The sequence below is a fragment of the Chitinophaga sp. 9-1-y genome, assembly GCF_059511905.2.
Genome location: NZ_CM197955.1, coordinates 5,808,573 through 5,828,340, shown reverse-complemented (window position 1 = coordinate 5,828,340; position 19,768 = coordinate 5,808,573). Strand labels below are relative to the sequence as shown.

Genomic DNA, 19,768 nt, shown 5'->3' with positions numbered 1-19,768 from the left:
TTAAACGGTGACCGGGGTATTCAGCACTTTATCCGGCGTAATAGGTAAATCACGGACCCGCTTGCCCGTGGCATTGAATACGGCGTTGGAAACAGCCGCTGCAAAGCCTATCAGTGCAATTTCTCCCATCCCTTTGGCGCCCATGGGGTTGATGTAGGGATCTTTTTTATTGATGAAATATACATCGGTAGGTGGTGTATCTGCGTTTACCGCTACGTGGTAGTCGGCCAGGTTGTTATTGACGAATCTGCCGAAGCGGTGATCCAGTATAGCCTCTTCCGTTAGTGCCATACCAATACCGCCTACTACGCCGCCAATCATCTGGCTGCGGGCTGTTTTGGCATTGACAATGGTGCCGGCATCGGCTACGCTGACAATATGTTGGATGCGTACTACGCCGGTAGCCGGATGTACCAGTACTTTGGCGAAGTGCACAGAAAAGGAATACATGGAGTATTTTTTTCTTTCCGGACCGCCCTGTGAGGTAGCGGTTACTTTTACTTCCGGTAGCTGTTGTTGTTGCAGGAGTGCTTCGTGCGTGATGTTGGTTTCCCGGTTTGGAGTAAAGAGTTTCCCGTCTTCATAAATAATTGTTTCTGGTGTACTCCCTTTAAAAGCAGGTATATGTGCAATGGCCAGTGTGCCGAGTTGCTGCTGCAATGCTTTACAGGCATCGGTTACGGCGCTGCCCACCGTAGATACAGTGGAAGAACCGCCTTGTTCGGGTGCAAAAGGATACACGGATTCTCCCAACATAAACGTAATTTTTTCTGCTGCCATACTGGTTACATCCGCAGCAATTTGTACCATGGCGGTAGCGGTGCCTGGACCAATATCGGCGGCCGCGCTTTGCAGTACCAGGGAGCCATCTGATTTTAGTGTAGCCGACACCGTAGCCTTGCCGCGATAAGCACCGAAAGTGCCGCTGCTCATGCCGTAACCCACCAACATACCATTCTCTTCTGTGCTGCGGGGCACCGGGTTCCTGGCAGACCATCCTATTTTTTCTGCGCCCAAAGCGTATGCTTCTTTCAAATACTTACTGGAAAAAGGCAGGTTCTTTTCCGGATCCGTATCTGCATGGTTGAGTATCCTGAGTTGCAGCGGATCCATTTTTAGTTTGTGCGCCAGTTCATCCATAGCGGATTCCAGTGCAAAGGAGCCGGTAGCTTCACCCGGGCCACGCATCCATACCGGCGTACTCATATTGAGTGGCACCAGCTGGTATTTGGTATCCACATTCGGACAGGCGTACATGAACTTGCTCATGGCCACAATGCCTTCTGTAAAATCTTCGTAGGGCGACGTGATGGCCACTGCCTGATGGGTGATCCCGGTCAGCTTGCCGTCTGCCGTAGCGCCCAGGCTGAGTTGCTGGGTGGCGTTAGGCCGATAGCCTACGAGTGTAAACATCTGTTCCCGGGTAACCACCAGTTTTACCGGGCGGCGTATTTTTTTTGCAGCCAATATGGTAGCTACTTCCATGGGCCATATACGAAGGGCCATACCAAAGCCACCGCCTACAAACTGGGAGTGTACCGTGATGTTTTGTTCCGGCAGCTGGAAGAGCTCCTGGATCGTTTCCTGTACGCTTTTTACACCTTGTGTTTTTGCCCAGAGGGTAAGGGTATCCGGCGTAGTCCAGTGAGCAATGATGCCGGCCAGTTCCATCGGGTTATGTACTTCCAGTGGAAGGGTGTAGGTAGCGCTGTGTGTAACTGCTGCTTTTTCCCAGGCGCCGGCTTCCCCGCGGAGATAGTCTTTCATGTGATTATTCTGAAAGGCTTTGCCCATGCTGGCATTCATGTCGGTATAATGTGTTTCCTGGTTGTATTGTACATCTACCAGTGTGGCGGCATGTACAGCGCGTTCCAGTGTATTGGCAATTACAATGGCCACTGGTTGACCATTGGAATAGATGCGGTCATCTTTAAATATCTGCAGGCCGTTTTTGTCGCCCGATTTGGCAGACTGGTAGGCCGGTACCCGTGGTGCATTGAGGTGGGAGACTACGTCTGCCACGCCGGGCGCCCGCAGTGCTTTCGTAGCATCTATACTTTTAATGGTGCCGCTGCTGATAGGACTGCAAACCAATGCGGCATACAGCAGATCTTCCACCTGATAGTCTGCGAAATATTTTGCGCCGCCGGTTACTTTTAGCCGGCCATCTACACGGTCCATGGACTGTCCTGTTTGTTGTTTTCTCATACGGAAGCGGCTTTTAGTAAGGCGGTTTGAATACTGTTGGCGGCGAGGGCCGGTTTAAACGCATTATGTTTGTAGGTTTTGGCAGATTGCGTAGCGATGTTGGCCGCTATGCGGAAATTTTCTGCCGTGGGTGCTTTACCTGTTAATGCTTTTTCCGCATCGGGTAGGCGCCAGGGTTTATGTGCCACCCCGCCCATAGCGAGGCGGGCCTGTTGAATCACACCATCGCGGATATCCAGTGCCGCAGCTACTGATACCAGTGCAAATGCGTAGGAAGCGCGATCGCGTACTTTCAGGTAGTATACATTTTTAGTAAAGTTGTTGGCAGGGACTTCCACCGCTGTAATCAGTTCATTTTTGCCGAGGTTATTATCCAGCTGCGGGGTGTTGCCCGGCAGGCGATGAAAGTCGGTGAAAGGAATACGGCGGTCGCCTTTAGGGCCACTTACCAGCACCGTGGCATCTAATGCAGCCAGGGCTACACACATATCGCTGGGATGCACAGCAATGCAGTTATCGTTGGCGCCGAAAATGGCATGCATGCGGTTGATGCCGCCGAGGGCGCCGCAGCCGCTATTGGGGGTGCGTTTGTTGCAGGGCATGGTGGTATCGTAGAAGTAAGAGCAGCGGGTTCGCTGCATCATATTACCGCCTACGGTAGCCATATTGCGTAGTTGCTGGGAAGCCCCGGCCAGCAGGGCCTGGGACAGCAGTGGGTGATGCATTTTTACTTCTTCATGTGCAGCAAGATCACTGTTGAGCACCAGGGCGCCGATGTGCAGCATCCCGTTATTTAATTGAATATCTTTTAGTGGGAGGCGGTTAATATCTACCAGTTTTTCAGGTATAATAACGCCATTTTTCATCAGGTCCAGCAGGTTGGTACCACCGGCGATAAAGCGGGCGTTGTTTTTTGCTACAGCCTCAATAGCGGCTTTCAGGCTGGCTGGCCTGACATAGGAGAATGGGTTCATACTGTTTTTCCTCCATTTTTTACATCAGTAATGGCATGTACTATGTTATCGTAAGCACCGCAGCGACAGATATTTCCGCTCATGAATTCACGTATTTCTTCCGGTGAGTTGGCATGGCCTTCCCGCAGGCAGGCAACTGCCGACATAATCTGGCCGGGGGTGCAGTAGCCGCATTGAAAGCCATCGTGTTTGATAAAGGCTTCCTGTACCGGGTGTAGCTGATCACCGTTGGCCAGGCCTTCGATGGTGGTGATTTTTTTGCCTTCCTGCATCACGGCGAGGGTAAGACAGGCATTGATACGGCGGCCATCTACGTGTACGGTGCAGGCGCCACATTGACCATGATCACAACCTTTTTTGGTACCGGTAAGATGCAGTTGTTCCCGCAGTAGGTCGAGTAAAGTGGTGCGAGGTTCTACCGACAACTGCATTTTTTTTCCGTTGATGTCCATGTTAACGGGCATCTTCTCAAAGATGCCTGCAATGGCTTCATCATGTTGTGCTGCTTTCATCACCAGTGGCGGCGTTAGGGCGAGGGCCATCATAGCAGATGATTGCTTGAGAAAGTCACGGCGGGCTTCCTGTTTATCCTTTTTATGTGGAGAAAATAGTGGGTTGTTTTCAGCGGCCATTTTTGTGGATATTAATCACTAATAAGGTAGGAAAAAATATTGGTATTTCAGTTTTAATTAGTCCTGCTTTATCTCCAGTAGGTAGTGAAGATGCTGGTTGCTGCGGGTGCTCATCTGAATATTGGGGATAAAGATGGCGTGACTGCTTTGCAGCACGCGAAGAAAAGGGGGATATTTTAGCCATTAGCCATTAGCTGTTAGCTGTTAGCAAAATGCAGCGGAGATGATATTATATGTTGATCTCCGCTGCATTTTGCTAACAGCTAACAGCTAATGGCTAAATGCTACGTAAATGGCTCAGCCATTGCTGTGCAAATTCATTGCCGGGATCGAGTTGCAATAGTTTTTCGAAAGAGGCGATGGCAGCGGGGATTTGTTCCATATGATAAAAGAGTACGGCACGATTCAGGTGTACATAAGGGTTTTCCGGTGCAATAGCGAGGGCCTTATCGTAGGTGGCGAGCGCGGGCTCGTATTGTTCCAGCAACATGAGGATAGAACCTTTATTCATCAGCAGGCCGGGTTCGGTTGGCGATAGCTCCAATCCTTTATCGGCGTATTGCAATCCTTCCTGCAGGCGATTGAATACTTGTTGCTGACCGGTTTCATCGGCGCCATGGTCTTCCATATGGCTGATGACTTCATTGGCTTCCTGTAATATTTGTACTACCTGTTGTTCATACCAGGCTGCGCTTTTTTCCACTGTTTCTGTAAAAGGAATTTTTTCCAGGTCAACTTCTTCTTCCGGTGATTCTGCGGGTTTCATTTTATCTGCTGCGGGGGCGTACCACCACTGGCAGAATTTGCCCAGTTCCCCACCTACCGGCAATTCATCGGCAGGAGGCAGTCCTTCTTCCCGGATGGCGTCGTTGGCTACTACCAGGTCCAGTATGGCTTCCAGGGCTTTGTAGTGAATGGTTTCCCCTTCCTGTTCGGCTTGCATCACCATAAAAGGCAGGAGCAGATACCAAAGCCCAAGCAGGTCTTTGTCTTTTTGTTCACCGGCCATCTCGCAAATTTCCAGCGCCATAAGGAAGGTATCGATGTGTTCCGGAGCGATGGCATCTTCGCCGGTAATGGTACCATTGGCTACCATAGCGGCCCAGAGGGAGGAGCCTGCATCGCAGTATAAAATATATTTTTGGGTGGTTAAGTCGTAGTTGGCGTAACCGGCAACAGGATTGCTTTCTTCATCCCATTGGTTGGTGGGTTGTTGGTAGATAAAGCTGAATTTCTGACTGGCGGCCAGTGCGTCGAACCAGGCCTGGTGTGTAGTGTAGGCCGGGTGGGCGCTGACAGGAAAGGTATATACGAAATGGTGTTTAACCAGGATATCCATTACCCGGAAGTGGGTGAAGCCGGTGTCGAACTGGCTTTGTAATTTATACAGATTGTAAAACAGACTTCTGCGATCCAGTCCTTCTTCCTGACTTTTGTCCAGGCTATAAACGGATAGCTCCACTAATGATTCTACTTCATGCATCGCCATATGTAACTTTTGGGCGAAATTACGAATTACGAATTACGAATTACGGATTTGTGGGTAGATAGTAAACGCGAAGATTAACTTCGCTACTATCTACCCACAAATCCGTAATTCGTAATTCGTAATTTATTTCATCAGCACATTCTTCACATACTTATAACTGGTAGTAATACTTTGGAATGGATCGATGGTAATTTTATCCTGTTCTACAAACAGGTGTTTTACGCCTGCCAGTTTTGCCTGGGCAAATATTTTGCGGAAGTCGATGCTACCGGTGCCTACTTCTGCGAAAGTGACGCCGGAGAGGAGTTCCATGGAAGTTTTGTTTTCTGTACCGGCGGCGGTAAGACTGGCAGTATTGTTTTTGTCCATGTCTTTTACGTGCCAGGCTACAAATCTGCCGGGGGCTTCTTTAAAGAGGGTGATAGGATCGCGGCCAGATTTTACGGCCCAGAAAAGATCCAGTTCGAAGGAAACGAGGGAAGGATCCGTTTCTTTCAGCATGATATCATAGCCGGTGCTATCGGTATCTGCCAGTTTTTTGAACTCCCAGTAGTGGTTATGATAGCCGATATGCAGCTGGTGTTTTTTACATATTTCGCCGGCTTTATTCAATTGTTCGGCCATGAATTTGTAGTCGTCTGCGCCCAGTTTTTTATCCCAGAGGGAGAGTGGTAGTACCGGTACAATGAAATATTGCTGGCCGAGGGCGGCTGCCAGGTCTATTTGTGGCTGTAGCGCCGCTGCGTCGCCATTGCCGCGGGTCAGGTAATCATTGAGCTGATAGTGACCGGAGGGTGTATTGAGCTGGTGCTGTTTTAGCAAAGCACTTAATGCCCTGGGTTTCAGGCCCCAGAATGCTCCTTTGTCGGCGGCACCTTCATAGCTATAAAACGTTTCCACTTCGTTGTAGCCGATCTTAGCTACTTTGGCCAGGGTACCTTTTACGTCTTTGGCCAGCTCCTCGCGGAGAGTGTATAATTGCAGGCCTAATTTCTTAGGGAGGGCTTTGTTGCCGGTCATGGCAGAGAGGCCACCAGGCAACATCATGCCGGCAGCTAAGAGTCCTGTTTGCTGAATAAATGAACGTCTCGAAGTATGCATGCAGATTATGTTTTTTAACGTGGATGAATATATAACCGGGTGATTATGTGCAGCAATTTAGCAAAACGATTGCATCTTGTTCAAAATTTTTAAAAAAGAATATCCTGTTGATGTTTTTTTGCCCGGAAGGTTGAAATAATATAATTGATCCTAACGTAGCCGGATATACGTGTAAAGTAATTTTTAACGGGCAACGTAATGTGGGCGTGGTTTGTTGAAATGCTTACTGCATCATAGTTGCAGCAGTTTTTGTTCGTGTAATTTTTGAAGAAATGTGCGTTTAATTCATTAAATTGTTTAGTAGTTACTTATCCAAAAACCGCGTCCAAATGAGTTTTTTTTTCAGCAATGTAAGGCAGGCAGAAGAAGGCGTCCGGAAGAAATCTAAAGTAAGGGAATGGATAGAGGCAGTTCTTTTTGCGGTGGTTGCTGCTACCCTTATCCGCACTTTTATTTTCGAAGCATTTGTTATCCCCAGTGGTTCAATGGAAAAGACGTTGTTGGTAAACGATTTTATTTTCGTTAGCAAAATCAGCTACGGTCCACGGATTCCCAATACCCCGCTGGCATGGCCTTTCACCCATCATACGATGCCCTTTACGAAAAATGTGCAGCCTTTTTCCACCGCAGTCAGCTGGCCGTATAAAAGACTGCCGGGATTTAGCAGTATCCAACGGAATGATGTTATTGTTTTCAATTATCCCTGTGGCGACAGTGTATTAAAGAATATAGCCGAAGAGGATGAAGATTACTATACGCAGGTTCATTCGCAGGGGTATGAGTATGTCAGCAAGCATTACCCGCCGGTGATAACGAGGCCGGTAGATAAGCGGGAGAACTGGATTAAGCGATGTATCGGCATAGGTGGCGATACATTGGAGATTGTTGATGGCGTTGTTTATATTAACGGTGCGCCTGGCCGGGTGCCGCCATTGTTCCAGGCCAAGTACCTGGTAACAACTCCTAACCATGAACCTATCGACAGTTTACTGGAGATAAAACTGGGTATTGATCATGTGTTGTGGCGTGAAGATTCTGCCACGTTTACCTATAATCTTACGGCGGCGGGGATCGATAGTCTTCGTGCACGGGGATGTACGGTGAAACCTAAAGTATATTTTAAATTCGGAGACAACCGCGTATTCCCTTTTGATGCGAAACACTATGAATGGAATGAAACATGCTATGGTCCCATATATATTCCGAAGAAGGGAGCAACGGTAGCACTCGATACGCTTACCTTACCGCTCTATCAGCGGATTATTACCACGTATGAACATAATACGCTGCGGACAGACAGCAATAAAATTTATATTAACGGACAGTTAGCTACTACCTATACTTTTAAAATGAATTACTACTGGATGATGGGGGATAACCGGAATGAATCTACGGATTCCCGCTTCTGGGGCTTTGTTCCGGAAGATCATGTGGTAGGGAAGGCGTGGTTGGTGTGGATGAGTATTGACCACAAACGTATCCGGTGGAACCGGTTATTTTCGGTGATAAAATAAGCGGATGTTGTTTTTGGAAGATGATTAAACTGATTTTATTTTTTTGAATAAAAGAGTTTAGGGAAGACAGATGCAGTTATCTTCTAAAATCAACAATAGAAATCAGTATAATCAGTTTAATCCTGCTTCAGACAAAAAATCGCATTCATCCTTATTTAGTAAGGGTGGTTAAAAATATTTTCCATACCGAAGGTGGGAAGTAACATGGGGCAAAATTACAAATTAAGGGCTACGAATTCGTAATTTCGCGTTTATGCCATTGATTCAACACTCGGACTATCAAGCGCCGTTTCTTTTACAGAATCGTCATATGCTGACGATTTATCCTTCTTTGTTTCGCAGTATTAAGCCAGCGGCATACCGGCGGGAGCAAATCTCCACGCCGGACAATGATTTCCTGGACCTGGATTTCAGTGAGCAGGGGCATGACCGTATTGTGGTGATTTTGCATGGTTTGGAGGGTAGTTCTACGCGCAAGTATGTGTTGGGAATGGTGCATATTTTTAATGGCGCCGGGTTTGATACTGTGTCCATGAATTTCCGGGGATGTGGCGGAACCCCCAACCGGCAACTCCGTTTTTATCACAGCGGGGAAACGGGTGATTTGCAAACGGTGATTAATTACCTGGTATCGCTGAATAAATATAAGGCCATACACCTCGTGGGTTTTTCCCTGGGTGGAAATGTTACCCTGAAATACCTGGGTGAGCAGGGGGCCGCGGTGGAGGGGCTGATTAAATCGGCGGTGGCCATCTCAGTGCCCTGCGACCTGAAGAGTGGGGCCGTAGAGTTAGAGAAGCGACACAACATCATATATATGCAACGGTTTATCCGGGAGCTGGGGAATAAATTGCGGACCAAGGAGCAGCAGTTTCCCGGTAGTATCCGCCTGGAAGGATATGAGGAGGTAAAGACGTTCCGGCAGTTTGATGATCGCTATACGGCGCCTATGCATGGCTTTAAGGATGCATTGACCTATTGGGAGCAATGTAGCTCCCGCTCGTTTTTACCCCATATTCGTATACCCGTGTTAGTCATTAATGCCAAAGATGATCCTTTCCTGGGAGCAGGCTGTTATCCTTATGACGTGGCGGCGACGAGTCCTTATGTTTTCCTGGAAACGCCCCAACAGGGTGGGCATGTTGGTTTTGTGCAGTTTGGGGCCGATTTTTACTGGTCGGAGAAGCGGGCGTTGGCCTTTATCCAGGGGTAATTTCCGGGAGTGATGGTAGTATTGGTATTATTACGGCTTTTTTATAATTTACATCCGAACGGTGTGCATCATTTAAAACTTGTTATACTCAATGGAGCGAATGCCATCAGAAGAGGAGGTGTTACGGCGGATGATGGGAGGTGATGAATTGGCTTTTTCCAGTATTTACCGGCACTACCATTCCTCGCTCTATATCTATCTGTTACGCTTTTGCAAAGTGCCTTCCCTGGCGGAGGACCTTGTTCATGATGTATTTCTGAAAATCTGGGAAGTCCGGGACCGCATTAATCCACAACTATCTTTCAGCGGCTACCTGTACCGGATTGCCCGTAATCATGTTTTCAAAACGATCGCGAAATTATCTACCGATGAGCAAATGCGGGAGCAGTTGTTATTGCAGCTGGCTAACCAGGATGCCGGGTTAACAGACCTGGCGGTGAGGGCAAGAGAGTATGAGCGGTTGCTGCAGGAAGCGCTGAGCCAGATGACGAGCCAGCGTTTGAACGTATTCCGTCTTTGCCGGCAGGAGGGTAAAACGTATGATGAAGCCGCTGCCATATTGGGTATTTCCCGCGATACCGTTAAGAAGCATATGGTGCTTAGTATGCGGTTTATACAGGATTATATTTTCCGTCATGGCGATATTTTGGTGGCCGCCTTTCTCCTCAGCACCATCGTTTAAAAAAATATTTTTTCACAGGGGTACCCTCTTTCTCTATTTCCGGATATTATATACAGGGCCTGTATGCAAATGGCCCGTATTACCAGCATGTATCAACCGGAAGAACAACAGGAAGCACTTATAAAAAAATACCTTGACGGGCAATGCAGCCCGGAGGAGATAGCTGTTTTATATAGCTGGCTGCTTTCTTCTGATGCGCATAAACCATTGCTGGCTGTTATGCAACAGGATTTTGAACGCGTGATGAATGAGCGTCCGGCTGTGCCGGAAGCAATCAGTAACCGGATAGAAACCAGGTTGCTGGCATCCATTGGACAAAACAAGGTAATGCCTATGCAGACTACCCAACGCTGGAAATGGGTGGCAGCAGCCTCTATTATGGTGTTGGTGACAGCAGGAACGGCGTTGTTTTATAATTGGCGTAAACCCGCTACACCGGTGGTATTAGCTACAAAAGCGGCGGATGTGAAACCTGGTTCCAATAAAGCGGTGCTGACCCTGGCAGATGGTTCGGTAGTAACCCTGGATAGTGCAGGTAACCAGGTGATACAACAGGGTGGCACTAAGGTAGAACAGAAGAATGGAGAACTGCAATATGCGGCGGCCGGTGATAAGGCGGCTATTGGTTATAATACCTTAAAGGTACCCCGTGGGGGCCAGTTTACCATTGTGTTGCCGGATGGTACCCAGGTGTGGCTGAACTCCGCTTCCAGCCTGCGTTACCCGACTGCTTTTAACGGAGGTAACCGCACCGTGGAAATGCAGGGGCAGGGATATTTCGAAGTAAAGAAAAATGCGAAACAACCTTTTATTGTGAAAGTGAATAGTACAGAAGTGCAGGTATTAGGTACCGGGTTTGATATCATGGCTTATGCGGATGAAGAAGAATTACGGACTACACTGGTAAGTGGCGCCGTAAAAGTGAAGCAGGGTATCGTGGAAAAATACCTGAAGCCCGGACAACAGGCGGCTATTGATAATAATACTGGTGTGATATCCGTACGCAATGCAGATGTGCAGGAGGTGGTAGCCTGGAAAACCGGTTTCTTTGAATTTGATAATGCCAATATAAATGTTATCCTGCGGCAGTTAGCCCGTTGGTATGATATTGAAGTAGATACAAAAACTGCTGACAACAGACTTTTTGGTGGCCGGATTAACAGGAATCTGCCGTTATCAGAAATGTTAGCCCTGTTGGAAAGTAGTGGTGCTAAATTTAAACTTGAAGGAAGAAAATTAACTGTTATTAGATAAAATAAGATAAAAGCTTTGAGAATTGCTGCTTCCACGTTGCGGCACCACGTATTTATTAAAACTGATAAATTTTAAACAGAATGGCAACAACCGAGACGAGTTAGTCAGGGAACGTATGCCCAAAAAAAACCGGAAGTGCTCGCAACACTGCCGGTGTATATCTGGGTGTCCCTTGAAAATCAATCCCTTAATCGAAGAACTATTTTACAAGAATTCCCAAACACTACAAAAGTATGCAATTAAACTTATGTGGTATAATTTCCTGTACCCGGAAATTACTATCAACCAAAATGTTCTGCGTTATGAAAATGACCGCCTTTTTGCTACTCACAGCTTGCCTGCATATCAGCGCAAAAGGATTGTCGCAGCAGATCACCCTCTCAGAAAAAAATGCTCCGTTAAAGAAAGTACTGAAGGAAGTGGCGCGACAGGCAGGGATCTCTGTGGTGTATGATGAAACCTTATTATCTTCTTTCGCAAATGTGAATGTAGATGTTACCAATGTATCGGTAAAGGAAGCATTAGACGTTTGCCTGAGAAATAAGCCACTGGCTTATGTGATAGAAGGCAACCGTATCACCCTGGTGAATGTTTACCCGGAGAAAGGTGCCGCAGATTCCAGCATCGTTGTAACCGGTAAAATTGTCAATGAAGCAGGAGAGCCTATTCCAGGTGCTACCATCCGGATACAAAATACAGGTGCTGGTACTGCAGCAGACCCGGATGGAAAGTTTAGCCTCCGGGTGCCTAACAGTAAAAGTGTACTGCAGGTATCTTTCATTGGCTATGATACCAAAACAGTACCTGTTTCCGGCAGTCCGTTGCGTATACAACTGAAACCCGCCAATACCGCGCTTACAGAAACAGTGGTAGTGGGTTATGGTATTCAGAAGAAAAGTGTGGTAACGGGCGCTATCTCCAGTGTTCGTGCCGCGGATATTGAATCACAGCCGGTAACCCGCATTGAGCAAGTATTACAGGGCCGTACTTCCGGCTTAACTATTGCCGCCAGTTCTGGTCAGCCAGGATCTAATTCAGCCGTGCGTGTAAGAGGTATTACTTCTTTCAATAATAACAATCCATTGTGGGTAGTGGATGGTGTGGTAGTAGACAATGGTGGTATCAGTTACCTGAACCAATACGATATAGAATCCGTGGAAGTATTGAAAGATGCGGCTTCGCAGGCGATATATGGTGCGCGTGCTGCTGCCGGTGTTATCCTGGTGACCACTAAAAAAGGGAAAGCAGGAAAAATTACGGTCAACTACAATGGTTACTATGGTACTTCTGCTCCGGCACATAAACTGAAACTGCTGGATGCCACCCAATATGCAACGTTAAGAAATGAAGCCGTCACCAATGATGGCGGTGCACCTGTATTTGCCGATCCCAAATCATTTGGTAAGGGCACCGACTGGCAGGCACAGATTTTTAATAATAGTGCTGCCCGTCAGAACCACGAATTAAGTATCAGTGGGGGTACCGATAAATCTACTTTTTATACTTCCTTTGGTTACCTGAAGCAGGAAGGTATTGTAGCCACTGCCATTTCAAAATATGAGCGTGCTAACTTCCGTGTGAATACCACGCATAAAATTACTCCCTGGCTTACCTGGGGCGAAAACGTAGGTTATTCCTATGAAAAAACAATCGGTATTGGTAATACCAACAATGAATTTGGCGGACCATTAAGTTCGGCTATCAACCTGGATCCTATTACACCTGCTATTGTAACGGATCCGGCAGAAGCAGCGTTGAATAAATATAAAAATCCAGGCGCCAGAAAAGATCCGCAAGGACGTTTTTATGGTATTTCCGATATCGTAACACAGGAAATTACTAACCCGCTGGCTTATATTTCTACCCGTTTGGGAAATTATAACTGGGCCCATAATGTGGTGGGGAATACCTACCTGGAAATGGAGCCTGTGAAAGGTTTGAGATTCCGTTCTACCATCGGTGCAAAATTATCTTTCTATGGAGATGAAACATTTACACCTATTTCTTATCTGAATAGTTCCAGCGTAACCCCTCGTACCAGCTTTAAACGCGGACAAAATCAGAACTATAACTTTAACCTCGAGAATACTGTTTCCTATACCAGGAACTTTGGTTTGCACAATGTTACCTTGTTGGCTGGCCAGGGTGCTTATATGGAGAACCGCTTAAAATCTATCAACGTCACTTTCTATGATATTCCGGCAGAAACGTTTGCAGATGCTTCCCTGAACTTCAAATCATCTGCAGCTAACCGTATTTCAGACGGTAGTGAAGGAATAGAACATAAAGTGTCTTCCCTCTTTGGAAGATTGAATTATAACTATGGAGAGAAATACCTGGCAGAAGCGATTGTGCGCCGGGATGGATCTACCCGTTTTGGAGCCAATAACCGCTATGGTATTTTTCCCTCTTATTCCGTAGGTTGGGTTGCTTCTAAAGAAGCATTCTGGCCGGAAAATAAGGTGGTAGACTTCCTGAAATTCCGTGGTGGTTACGGTACGGTAGGTAGTGATGAAATTGGCGATATGGCTTATTTAGCTACCATCGGTAGTGGCAGGAACTATACTTTTGTTGGACTGGATGGTAAGCCCAACTACGTGGTAGGATACAGTCCTAATGCGCCTTCTAACCCCAACCTGAAGTGGGAATCTACCAGTCAGACGAACATTGGATTTGAAGCCACTGTACTGCGCAATATTACCATCGGATTCGATTGGTTTAATAAGAAGACCAAAGACATCCTGATGAAGCCCCGTATTCCTTTTTACATTGGTGCTATTGACAATCCTGCTGCCAACGTGGGGAGCATGGAAAACCGTGGCGTGGAACTGGAGTTAGGCTATCATGCTAAACTGGGTGAAGTAGATTTCTCTGCCAATGCTAATATTTCTCACCTGAAGAATAAGGTGACTTTCCTGGGTAATGGTGTGGATATATTAAGTGATAAGGTGCAGAATTTCCAGGGTATGAATGATATTGTGAGAACAACGGTAGGACAGGCTTTCAACTCATTCTACGGATATCAGTCGCTCGGCATTTTCCAGAACCAGGGAGACGTAGATGCCTGGGTGAATAAAAGTGGCGGGAAGATTCAGCCAGATGCCAAACCGGGTGATTTCCGCTGGGCAGATTTGAACGGCGATGGCGTGATCACTGACAAGGACCGCACCTTTATTGGCAATCCAACACCTACCTGGACGTATGGTGCTACGGTAACAGCAGCCTATAAAGGATTTGATATCATTGTATTTGGACAGGGTGCTGGTGGTAATAAAATTTTCCAGGGCTTACGCCGTTTGGATATTTCTACAGCCAACTGGCAAACCAAAGCATTGGATCGCTGGACGGGTGAAGGTACCAGCAATACAGTGCCTCGTCTGAGCATAGCAGATAAAAATCATAACTATACCAATGCTTCCGCTTTCTACCTGGAAGACGGCAATTACTTCAGAATTAAAACCCTGCAGATCGGTTATTCCCTGCCAGGTGCTGTTACCAAAAGGATAGGCTTACAGAAAATACGCGTGTACGTGATGAGCGAAAACCTGCTGACCATCACCAAATACACGGGTTATGATCCGGAGATTGGTGGTACTGATGCCTTGAGCATCGACCGTGGTATCTATCCACAGGCGCGTTCCTTCATGGGTGGTTTGAATGTTACTTTCTGATAATTTTAAAGCTGATCAAAAATGAAAAGAAGAAATTTCAAATATATAGTGGCAGTAGCCGCAGGCATGCAATTACTGGGCGCGTGCAGCAATAAGTTCCTGGATGTATCACCCAAAGGAAGTTTCCTGGAATCTAACTATTACAAAAACCAGCAGGAAGCTTTTAATGGGCTGGTAGCCGTATATGATGTAGTAGGCTGGCAGGCGGGTAACTATACCACCAAAGTGGGCGCCATGGATGCCGCTTCCGATGATCATTGGACGGGTGGTGGTAATGCCACAGATATCAACGTGTTACAGGTGTTAACACGGTTTACCCTTACGCCGGCATTTGGTCCACAGGACGAATTATGGAAGAAGGGATTTTCAGGGGTATTTCGTGCTAATACGCTGCTGGCCAAATTGCCGGGTGTACCAATGGATGATAACCTGAAGAAAAGATATGCTGCAGAAACTAAAATACTCCGCGCACATTTCTATTTTGACCTGGTACGTTTTTTCAAAAACATTCCGCTGTTCACCGCCCCGGTGCCGGCAGATCAAATGAACAATGTGGTACAGGTAGCCCCGGAAGAAGTATATAAACAAATTGAGCAGGATTTAAAAGATGCCATTGCAGAGAGTAATTTGCCAGATGTGCCTCCACGTTTAGGCGAAGGTGGTCGTGTAGGGAAAGGAGTTGCTCATGCGTTGCTGGGCAAGGTATATTTATACGAGAAAAAATGGACAGAAGCCGCAGCAGAATTTAAGGAGGTAAATGGTGAAACGCCCGGGCAACCGAGTGCAAAATATAACTATAACCTGGTGAAGGATTTTGCGTCGCTCTGGAAGTCAGATGATGCCAGCAAATTCAACAGTGAGTCTATTTTCGAGGTATCTTTCAACTCCATTTCCGGTGGTAACTGGACAGACGGCGTGGCCAAAACAGAAGGTAATATCCTGAATATCCTGTGTGGCCCAAGGTCTTATACCAAAACCTCGCCTGATGCACCGGATTATGTGGCCGGATGGGGATTCCTGTTGGTAAGTAAAGAGTTATATGCCGCTATTCATTATGACCCCCGCTTTGCGGCTACGGTGTTGGATATGGACAGCCTTGTGAAGGCCAAGAAAGTAACGTATGTTCCCAGTTTTGATGACACCGGCTACTTCCTGAATAAATTTGCCGGCAAACAATCCAATGCCTCTACCAGTGGTGGAGAAATGGTATTGAACTTTCCGCAGAACCTGTATGAAATCCGTTTGGCAGATACCTACCTGATGGAAGCGGAAGCCCGTGTGAATGCCGGAGAAGGCAGCGGTGCCGGTACCCGCGCCTATGCATTGCTGGGGGCAGTAAGGGCACGCGTTGGCCTGGGAGCCATTCCTGCCACGCTGGATAATATTTTCCTGGAAAGAAGGCTGGAACTGGCAGGAGAGGGACATCGTTTCTTTGACCTCGTTAGAACCGGTAAAGCAGCAGCAGCTTTTGCTCCTATCCTACCTAAACGGAATTTTGTGCCGGGCAGAAGTGAAATATTACCTATTCCACAACTGGAGCTGGTGAACACTAAGCTCAAACAGAGCAAAGAGTGGGAGTCCCAATAAAATCATCTGATTTCAAGTGCTTTCAGCTACCCGCTGAAAGCACTTGACGTTTTTACCCGTTTCCTATAATAATTTATGAAGAAGATATTTTTAACAGGCGCCTGCCTGTTGTTAGCAGCAGGTAGCGGATATGCACAGCAGCAAAAAGTAACCGTTGTTACGACTGCTGCCAATACCAACCTGCGACTCACGCCAACGGGTACACTGGAATTTACGCCAATGTCGCAGCCGCTGGAAACAGAGCCCTGCGTGTTTGTAGATACCCGGAAAACCTTTCAGACCTTTATTGGTATTGGAGGTGCACTAACGGATGCATCGGCTGAAACGTACGCCAAACTGCCTAAAGAAAAGCAACAGGAATTGCTACGTGCCTACTATGATGTTAATAACGGTATAGGTTATACGTTTTCAAGAACCCATATACAAAGTTGTGATTTTTCCAGCGGTACTTATAGTTATACAGCGGATCATGATACGGCTTTGAAAACCTTCAGCATTGACCATGATAAGCAGTATCGTATTCCTTTTATCAAAGCAGCTATTGCGGCTGCAGGTGGTAAACTGCCGTTGTTTGTGAGTCCGTGGAGTCCGCCGGCGTGGATGAAAGACAATAACAATGTATTACAGGGAGGACATTTGCTACCGTCATTTTACCAGGCCTGGGCCAATCATTATGTGAAATTTATCCGTGCCTATGAAGCATTGGGTATTCCGGTATGGGGGCTTTCCGTGCAAAATGAACCTATGGCGAAACAGCGCTGGGAATCCTGTATTTATACCGCTGAAGAAGAACGTGATTTCATCAAAGGATATCTTGGTCCTACTTTGCAAAAGGCGGGCATGGACAACAAAAAACTGATTGCCTGGGACCATAACCGCGACCTGTTATATCAACGCGCCACTACGTTGCTCAGCGATCCTGGTGCCGCTAAATATATCTGGGGCATCGGGTACCATTGGTACGAAACCTGGACCGGCAGCGAGATGCAGTTTCAGAATGAACGATTGGTGCATGAAGCATTCCCTGATAAGCCACTGGTATTTACCGAAGGCTGTATAGAAAAATTTGACCTGGCAAAAGTGCATGACTGGTTTATTGGAGAGAAGTATGGCAGCTCCCTGATCGGTGACTTTAATGCGGGTACGGTAGCGTGGACCGACTGGAACATCTTGTTGGATGAACAGGGAGGGCCTAATCATGTGGGCAATTTCTGTTTTGCGCCGGTACATGCAGACACGCAAAAAGGCACATTAATTTATACCAATGCTTATTATTATCTCGGACATTTTTCCAAATATATTCGTCCGGGTGCGAAGCGGGTGGTGAGTGCCAGCAGTCGCTCCATGCTGCAAACCACGGCTTTTATGAATACAGATGGGAAGTTGGTAGTAGTAGTGATGAATACTACTGACCAGGAGATTCCCTTTCATTTATGGATAGCGGGGAAGGCGGCGGCTACGAAAAGCCTGGCGCATTCTATTGCTACGTTAATTGTTCAATAGATCTTTAGGGGGCTTGCTGTGTTGCCGGCAGGTCCCTTGTTAACCGCATTTCTCATAAACTCCCCCCAGCCCCATACTACGTGATTCCTTTTTTACTACATTTATCCCGCAAAACCAACCAACCAGTGTATTTAGGATGTGGAGCCAGTCATGGAGGAACAGCAGGACATATTATTGCTACAGCAGTTGAATACCGGGGATAAATCGGCGTTTGACGCTATTTTCCTGAAGTATTACCGGATGCTTTGTACTAATGCGTATTTTCTTTTACAGGATGAACAGCAGGCCAAAGACCTGGTGCAACAATTTTTCCTGGAAATGTGGGATAAGCAGTTGTACCGGCAGTTGCATGGGGAAATAAAAGGATATCTTTTCCGTGCCGTGCAGCACCGGTGCCTCAATTTACTGAAAAAGCAAGCCTATCAACAACGGGAGCTGGAAGCATATGGTTTGCAATTGGAGCGGGATATGATCCCGGAGACCCGTTCTCCTGAAATGTATCAGCAGATAGTTAGTGCGATGGAAGTGTTGCCGGAACAACGGCAGCAGGCTTTTCGTTTGGTTTATCTGCAGCAGAAAAAATACCAGGAAGCAGCGGATGATATGGGTATTTCTGTTAATTCGTTGAAAACGCATTTGAAGCTGGCATTGAAATTTTTGAGAGAAAAGCTAAAAATTAGCGGAACGGATTCACCCGATAGCACTTTTTAATTGTAGTATAACTGTAATGGCCACGAGTAGCGAACACATACGGATTTTGTTCATGGAACAACTTACCGGCACCTTGTCTGAATCTGATTCGGAGGAGCTGGCACACCTGTTGGCTACAGATGAAGATGCCCGTATAATGTGGGCCGCATTGCAGGAGGAATCGGCCGTATTGGACGCGGCTTCTTTTGCGCAGGAGTTGGACCCGGCAGCGGAGTTGGCGCAGTTACACGCCGCACAAAAAACATTTGTTTTACCGGCAACCAGGGTGTCTGATACGTTACAACACCGCTATCGCTGGTGGGTCCGTGTTGCAGCGGCGGTATTGCTGTTGCTGGCCGCAACGGGCCTTTATCAGCTATTGAAGCCCTCCCGGACAGCTGCACCACTGGCAGCGGGCGATCATTATACCCCGGCAAAGAAACAGGCGGTACAACTACTGATAGCCGGACAAACCCCGGTTGCTTTAACCGGCGACAGTGCCATCCGACAGTTGCAATCCGGCAGTGTGCAGTTGCAAAACGGTACAAATGGATTAGCCTATACCGGCAATGGCAATGATGCCATGAATACGCTGGTAGTGCCTCCTGCAGCGGATTACCAGCTCACATTATCTGATGGTACAGAGGTATGGTTGAATGCCGCTACCCGGTTACGTTTTCCCTTTACTTTTTCAGGACATCAGCGAGAGGTATACCTGGAAGGGGAAGCGTATTTTAAGGTCGCTAAAAACAGTACCCTGCCATTTATGGTGCATACACCGCATACTACGGTGCAGGTATTGGGTACGGCTTTTAATATCAATACCTACAGCACTAACGAAATTACTTCGCTGGTGGAAGGCGCTGTGCAGGTAATGGGTGCCGATAAAAAGATACAATTAAAACCAGGGATGGAAACGGTGTATACCAATGAAAGGCCATTGACCATACGGGAATTTGATGAGGGAGAAGTATTAAGTTGGATGAAAGGCATCAGTTATTTTCATCATACCACTTTACAGGACATGCAGCCTTTACTGCAAAGATGGTTTGATATTAAAGTAGTATTTGATCAGCCAGCGGTGGCTAATACATCGGTCACCGGAATGGTAGAGAAAAATAAGTTACCGGAATTTTTACAGGACCTGCAAACATCTACACACATACGCTATTATTTTAGCGGCAGTCAGCTACATTTTAGCCTGCCTTAAAAAAAGTTTGTTACTACCGTTCACCCGAAGCAACTATTCA

At 46.9% G+C, this 19,768-nt stretch carries 14 protein-coding genes; 9 read left to right on the top strand and 5 right to left on the bottom strand.

Annotated features, from left to right (window positions below; translation table 11 throughout):
- From AC5ZC7_RS22815 to AC5ZC7_RS22795, 5 genes are all read right to left on the bottom strand, one after another.
- Complete coding sequence (locus AC5ZC7_RS22815) at nt 1–2,208, bottom strand: molybdopterin cofactor-binding domain-containing protein (protein ID WP_496158728.1); 2,208 nt, start codon at nt 2,206–2,208, stop codon at nt 1–3.
- Complete coding sequence (locus tag AC5ZC7_RS22810) at nt 2,205–3,182, bottom strand: FAD binding domain-containing protein (protein WP_496158729.1); 978 nt, start codon at nt 3,180–3,182, stop codon at nt 2,205–2,207. The genes AC5ZC7_RS22815 and AC5ZC7_RS22810 overlap by 4 nt, the downstream gene beginning before the upstream one ends.
- Nucleotides 3,179–3,814 carry a 2Fe-2S iron-sulfur cluster-binding protein gene (locus AC5ZC7_RS22805; RefSeq protein ID WP_496158730.1) on the bottom strand — a complete coding sequence of 212 codons (636 nt, stop codon included), beginning with the start codon at nt 3,812–3,814 and terminating at the stop codon, nt 3,179–3,181. The genes AC5ZC7_RS22810 and AC5ZC7_RS22805 overlap by 4 nt, the downstream gene beginning before the upstream one ends.
- A 277-nt stretch (nt 3,815–4,091) precedes the next feature.
- Nucleotides 4,092–5,303: a tetratricopeptide repeat protein gene (locus AC5ZC7_RS22800; RefSeq protein ID WP_496158731.1), complete on the bottom strand. Its 1,212-nt coding sequence runs from the start codon at nt 5,301–5,303 to the stop codon at nt 4,092–4,094.
- A gap of 123 nt (nt 5,304–5,426) precedes the next feature.
- Nucleotides 5,427–6,404 (bottom strand): TIM barrel protein, encoded by a 978-nt coding sequence (locus AC5ZC7_RS22795; RefSeq protein WP_496158732.1) that lies wholly within the window; start codon nt 6,402–6,404, stop codon nt 5,427–5,429.
- A gap of 329 nt (nt 6,405–6,733) precedes the next feature.
- Between AC5ZC7_RS22795 and lepB the strand changes: the two genes are divergently transcribed.
- The 9 genes from lepB (at nt 6,734) to AC5ZC7_RS22750 (ending at nt 19,728) form a co-directional block, all read left to right on the top strand.
- Nucleotides 6,734–7,918: a signal peptidase I gene (gene lepB, locus AC5ZC7_RS22790; protein ID WP_496158733.1), complete on the top strand. Its 1,185-nt coding sequence runs from the start codon at nt 6,734–6,736 to the stop codon at nt 7,916–7,918.
- A 310-nt stretch (nt 7,919–8,228) separates the two neighbouring features.
- Entirely contained in the window at nt 8,229–9,131 is a 903-nt protein-coding gene (locus AC5ZC7_RS22785; protein WP_496158734.1) for an alpha/beta fold hydrolase, read from the top strand.
- Between the two features lie 91 nt (nt 9,132–9,222).
- Complete coding sequence (locus AC5ZC7_RS22780) at nt 9,223–9,813, top strand: sigma-70 family RNA polymerase sigma factor (RefSeq protein WP_496158735.1); 591 nt, start codon at nt 9,223–9,225, stop codon at nt 9,811–9,813.
- 63 nt (nt 9,814–9,876) lie between these two features.
- Nucleotides 9,877–11,067 (top strand): FecR domain-containing protein, encoded by a 1,191-nt coding sequence (locus AC5ZC7_RS22775; RefSeq protein ID WP_496158736.1) that lies wholly within the window; start codon nt 9,877–9,879, stop codon nt 11,065–11,067.
- A 302-nt stretch (nt 11,068–11,369) separates the two neighbouring features.
- Nucleotides 11,370–14,738, top strand: coding sequence for a SusC/RagA family TonB-linked outer membrane protein (locus AC5ZC7_RS22770; protein ID WP_496158737.1), 3,369 nt, complete (start codon nt 11,370–11,372; stop codon nt 14,736–14,738).
- Between the two features lie 21 nt (nt 14,739–14,759).
- The gene (locus AC5ZC7_RS22765; RefSeq protein WP_496158738.1) at nt 14,760–16,325 is read left to right on the top strand and encodes a RagB/SusD family nutrient uptake outer membrane protein; all 1,566 of its coding nucleotides are present in this window, start codon (nt 14,760–14,762) and stop codon (nt 16,323–16,325) included.
- A gap of 75 nt (nt 16,326–16,400) precedes the next feature.
- Nucleotides 16,401–17,828: a glycoside hydrolase family 30 beta sandwich domain-containing protein gene (locus AC5ZC7_RS22760; protein WP_496158739.1), complete on the top strand. Its 1,428-nt coding sequence runs from the start codon at nt 16,401–16,403 to the stop codon at nt 17,826–17,828.
- Nucleotides 17,829–17,966: 138 nt separating this feature from the next.
- Nucleotides 17,967–18,539: a sigma-70 family RNA polymerase sigma factor gene (locus tag AC5ZC7_RS22755; RefSeq protein ID WP_496158740.1), complete on the top strand. Its 573-nt coding sequence runs from the start codon at nt 17,967–17,969 to the stop codon at nt 18,537–18,539.
- A 52-nt stretch (nt 18,540–18,591) separates the two neighbouring features.
- Entirely contained in the window at nt 18,592–19,728 is a 1,137-nt protein-coding gene (locus AC5ZC7_RS22750; RefSeq protein WP_496158741.1) for a FecR domain-containing protein, read from the top strand.
- Nucleotides 19,729–19,768 lie beyond the last annotated feature (40 nt).

Coding starts and splice junctions, on each gene's coding strand:
- AC5ZC7_RS22815 (WP_496158728.1), bottom strand. CDS start 2,208: ATGAGAAAACAACAAACAGGACAGTCCATGGACCGTGTAGATGGCCGG.
- AC5ZC7_RS22810 (WP_496158729.1), bottom strand. CDS start 3,182: ATGAACCCATTCTCCTATGTCAGGCCAGCCAGCCTGAAAGCCGCTATT.
- AC5ZC7_RS22805 (WP_496158730.1), bottom strand. CDS start 3,814: ATGGCCGCTGAAAACAACCCACTATTTTCTCCACATAAAAAGGATAAA.
- AC5ZC7_RS22800 (WP_496158731.1), bottom strand. CDS start 5,303: ATGGCGATGCATGAAGTAGAATCATTAGTGGAGCTATCCGTTTATAGC.
- AC5ZC7_RS22795 (WP_496158732.1), bottom strand. CDS start 6,404: ATGCATACTTCGAGACGTTCATTTATTCAGCAAACAGGACTCTTAGCT.
- lepB (WP_496158733.1), top strand. CDS start 6,734: ATGAGTTTTTTTTTCAGCAATGTAAGGCAGGCAGAAGAAGGCGTCCGG.
- AC5ZC7_RS22785 (WP_496158734.1), top strand. CDS start 8,229: ATGCTGACGATTTATCCTTCTTTGTTTCGCAGTATTAAGCCAGCGGCA.
- AC5ZC7_RS22780 (WP_496158735.1), top strand. CDS start 9,223: ATGGAGCGAATGCCATCAGAAGAGGAGGTGTTACGGCGGATGATGGGA.
- AC5ZC7_RS22775 (WP_496158736.1), top strand. CDS start 9,877: ATGCAAATGGCCCGTATTACCAGCATGTATCAACCGGAAGAACAACAG.
- AC5ZC7_RS22770 (WP_496158737.1), top strand. CDS start 11,370: ATGAAAATGACCGCCTTTTTGCTACTCACAGCTTGCCTGCATATCAGC.
- AC5ZC7_RS22765 (WP_496158738.1), top strand. CDS start 14,760: ATGAAAAGAAGAAATTTCAAATATATAGTGGCAGTAGCCGCAGGCATG.
- AC5ZC7_RS22760 (WP_496158739.1), top strand. CDS start 16,401: ATGAAGAAGATATTTTTAACAGGCGCCTGCCTGTTGTTAGCAGCAGGT.
- AC5ZC7_RS22750 (WP_496158741.1), top strand. CDS start 18,592: ATGGAACAACTTACCGGCACCTTGTCTGAATCTGATTCGGAGGAGCTG.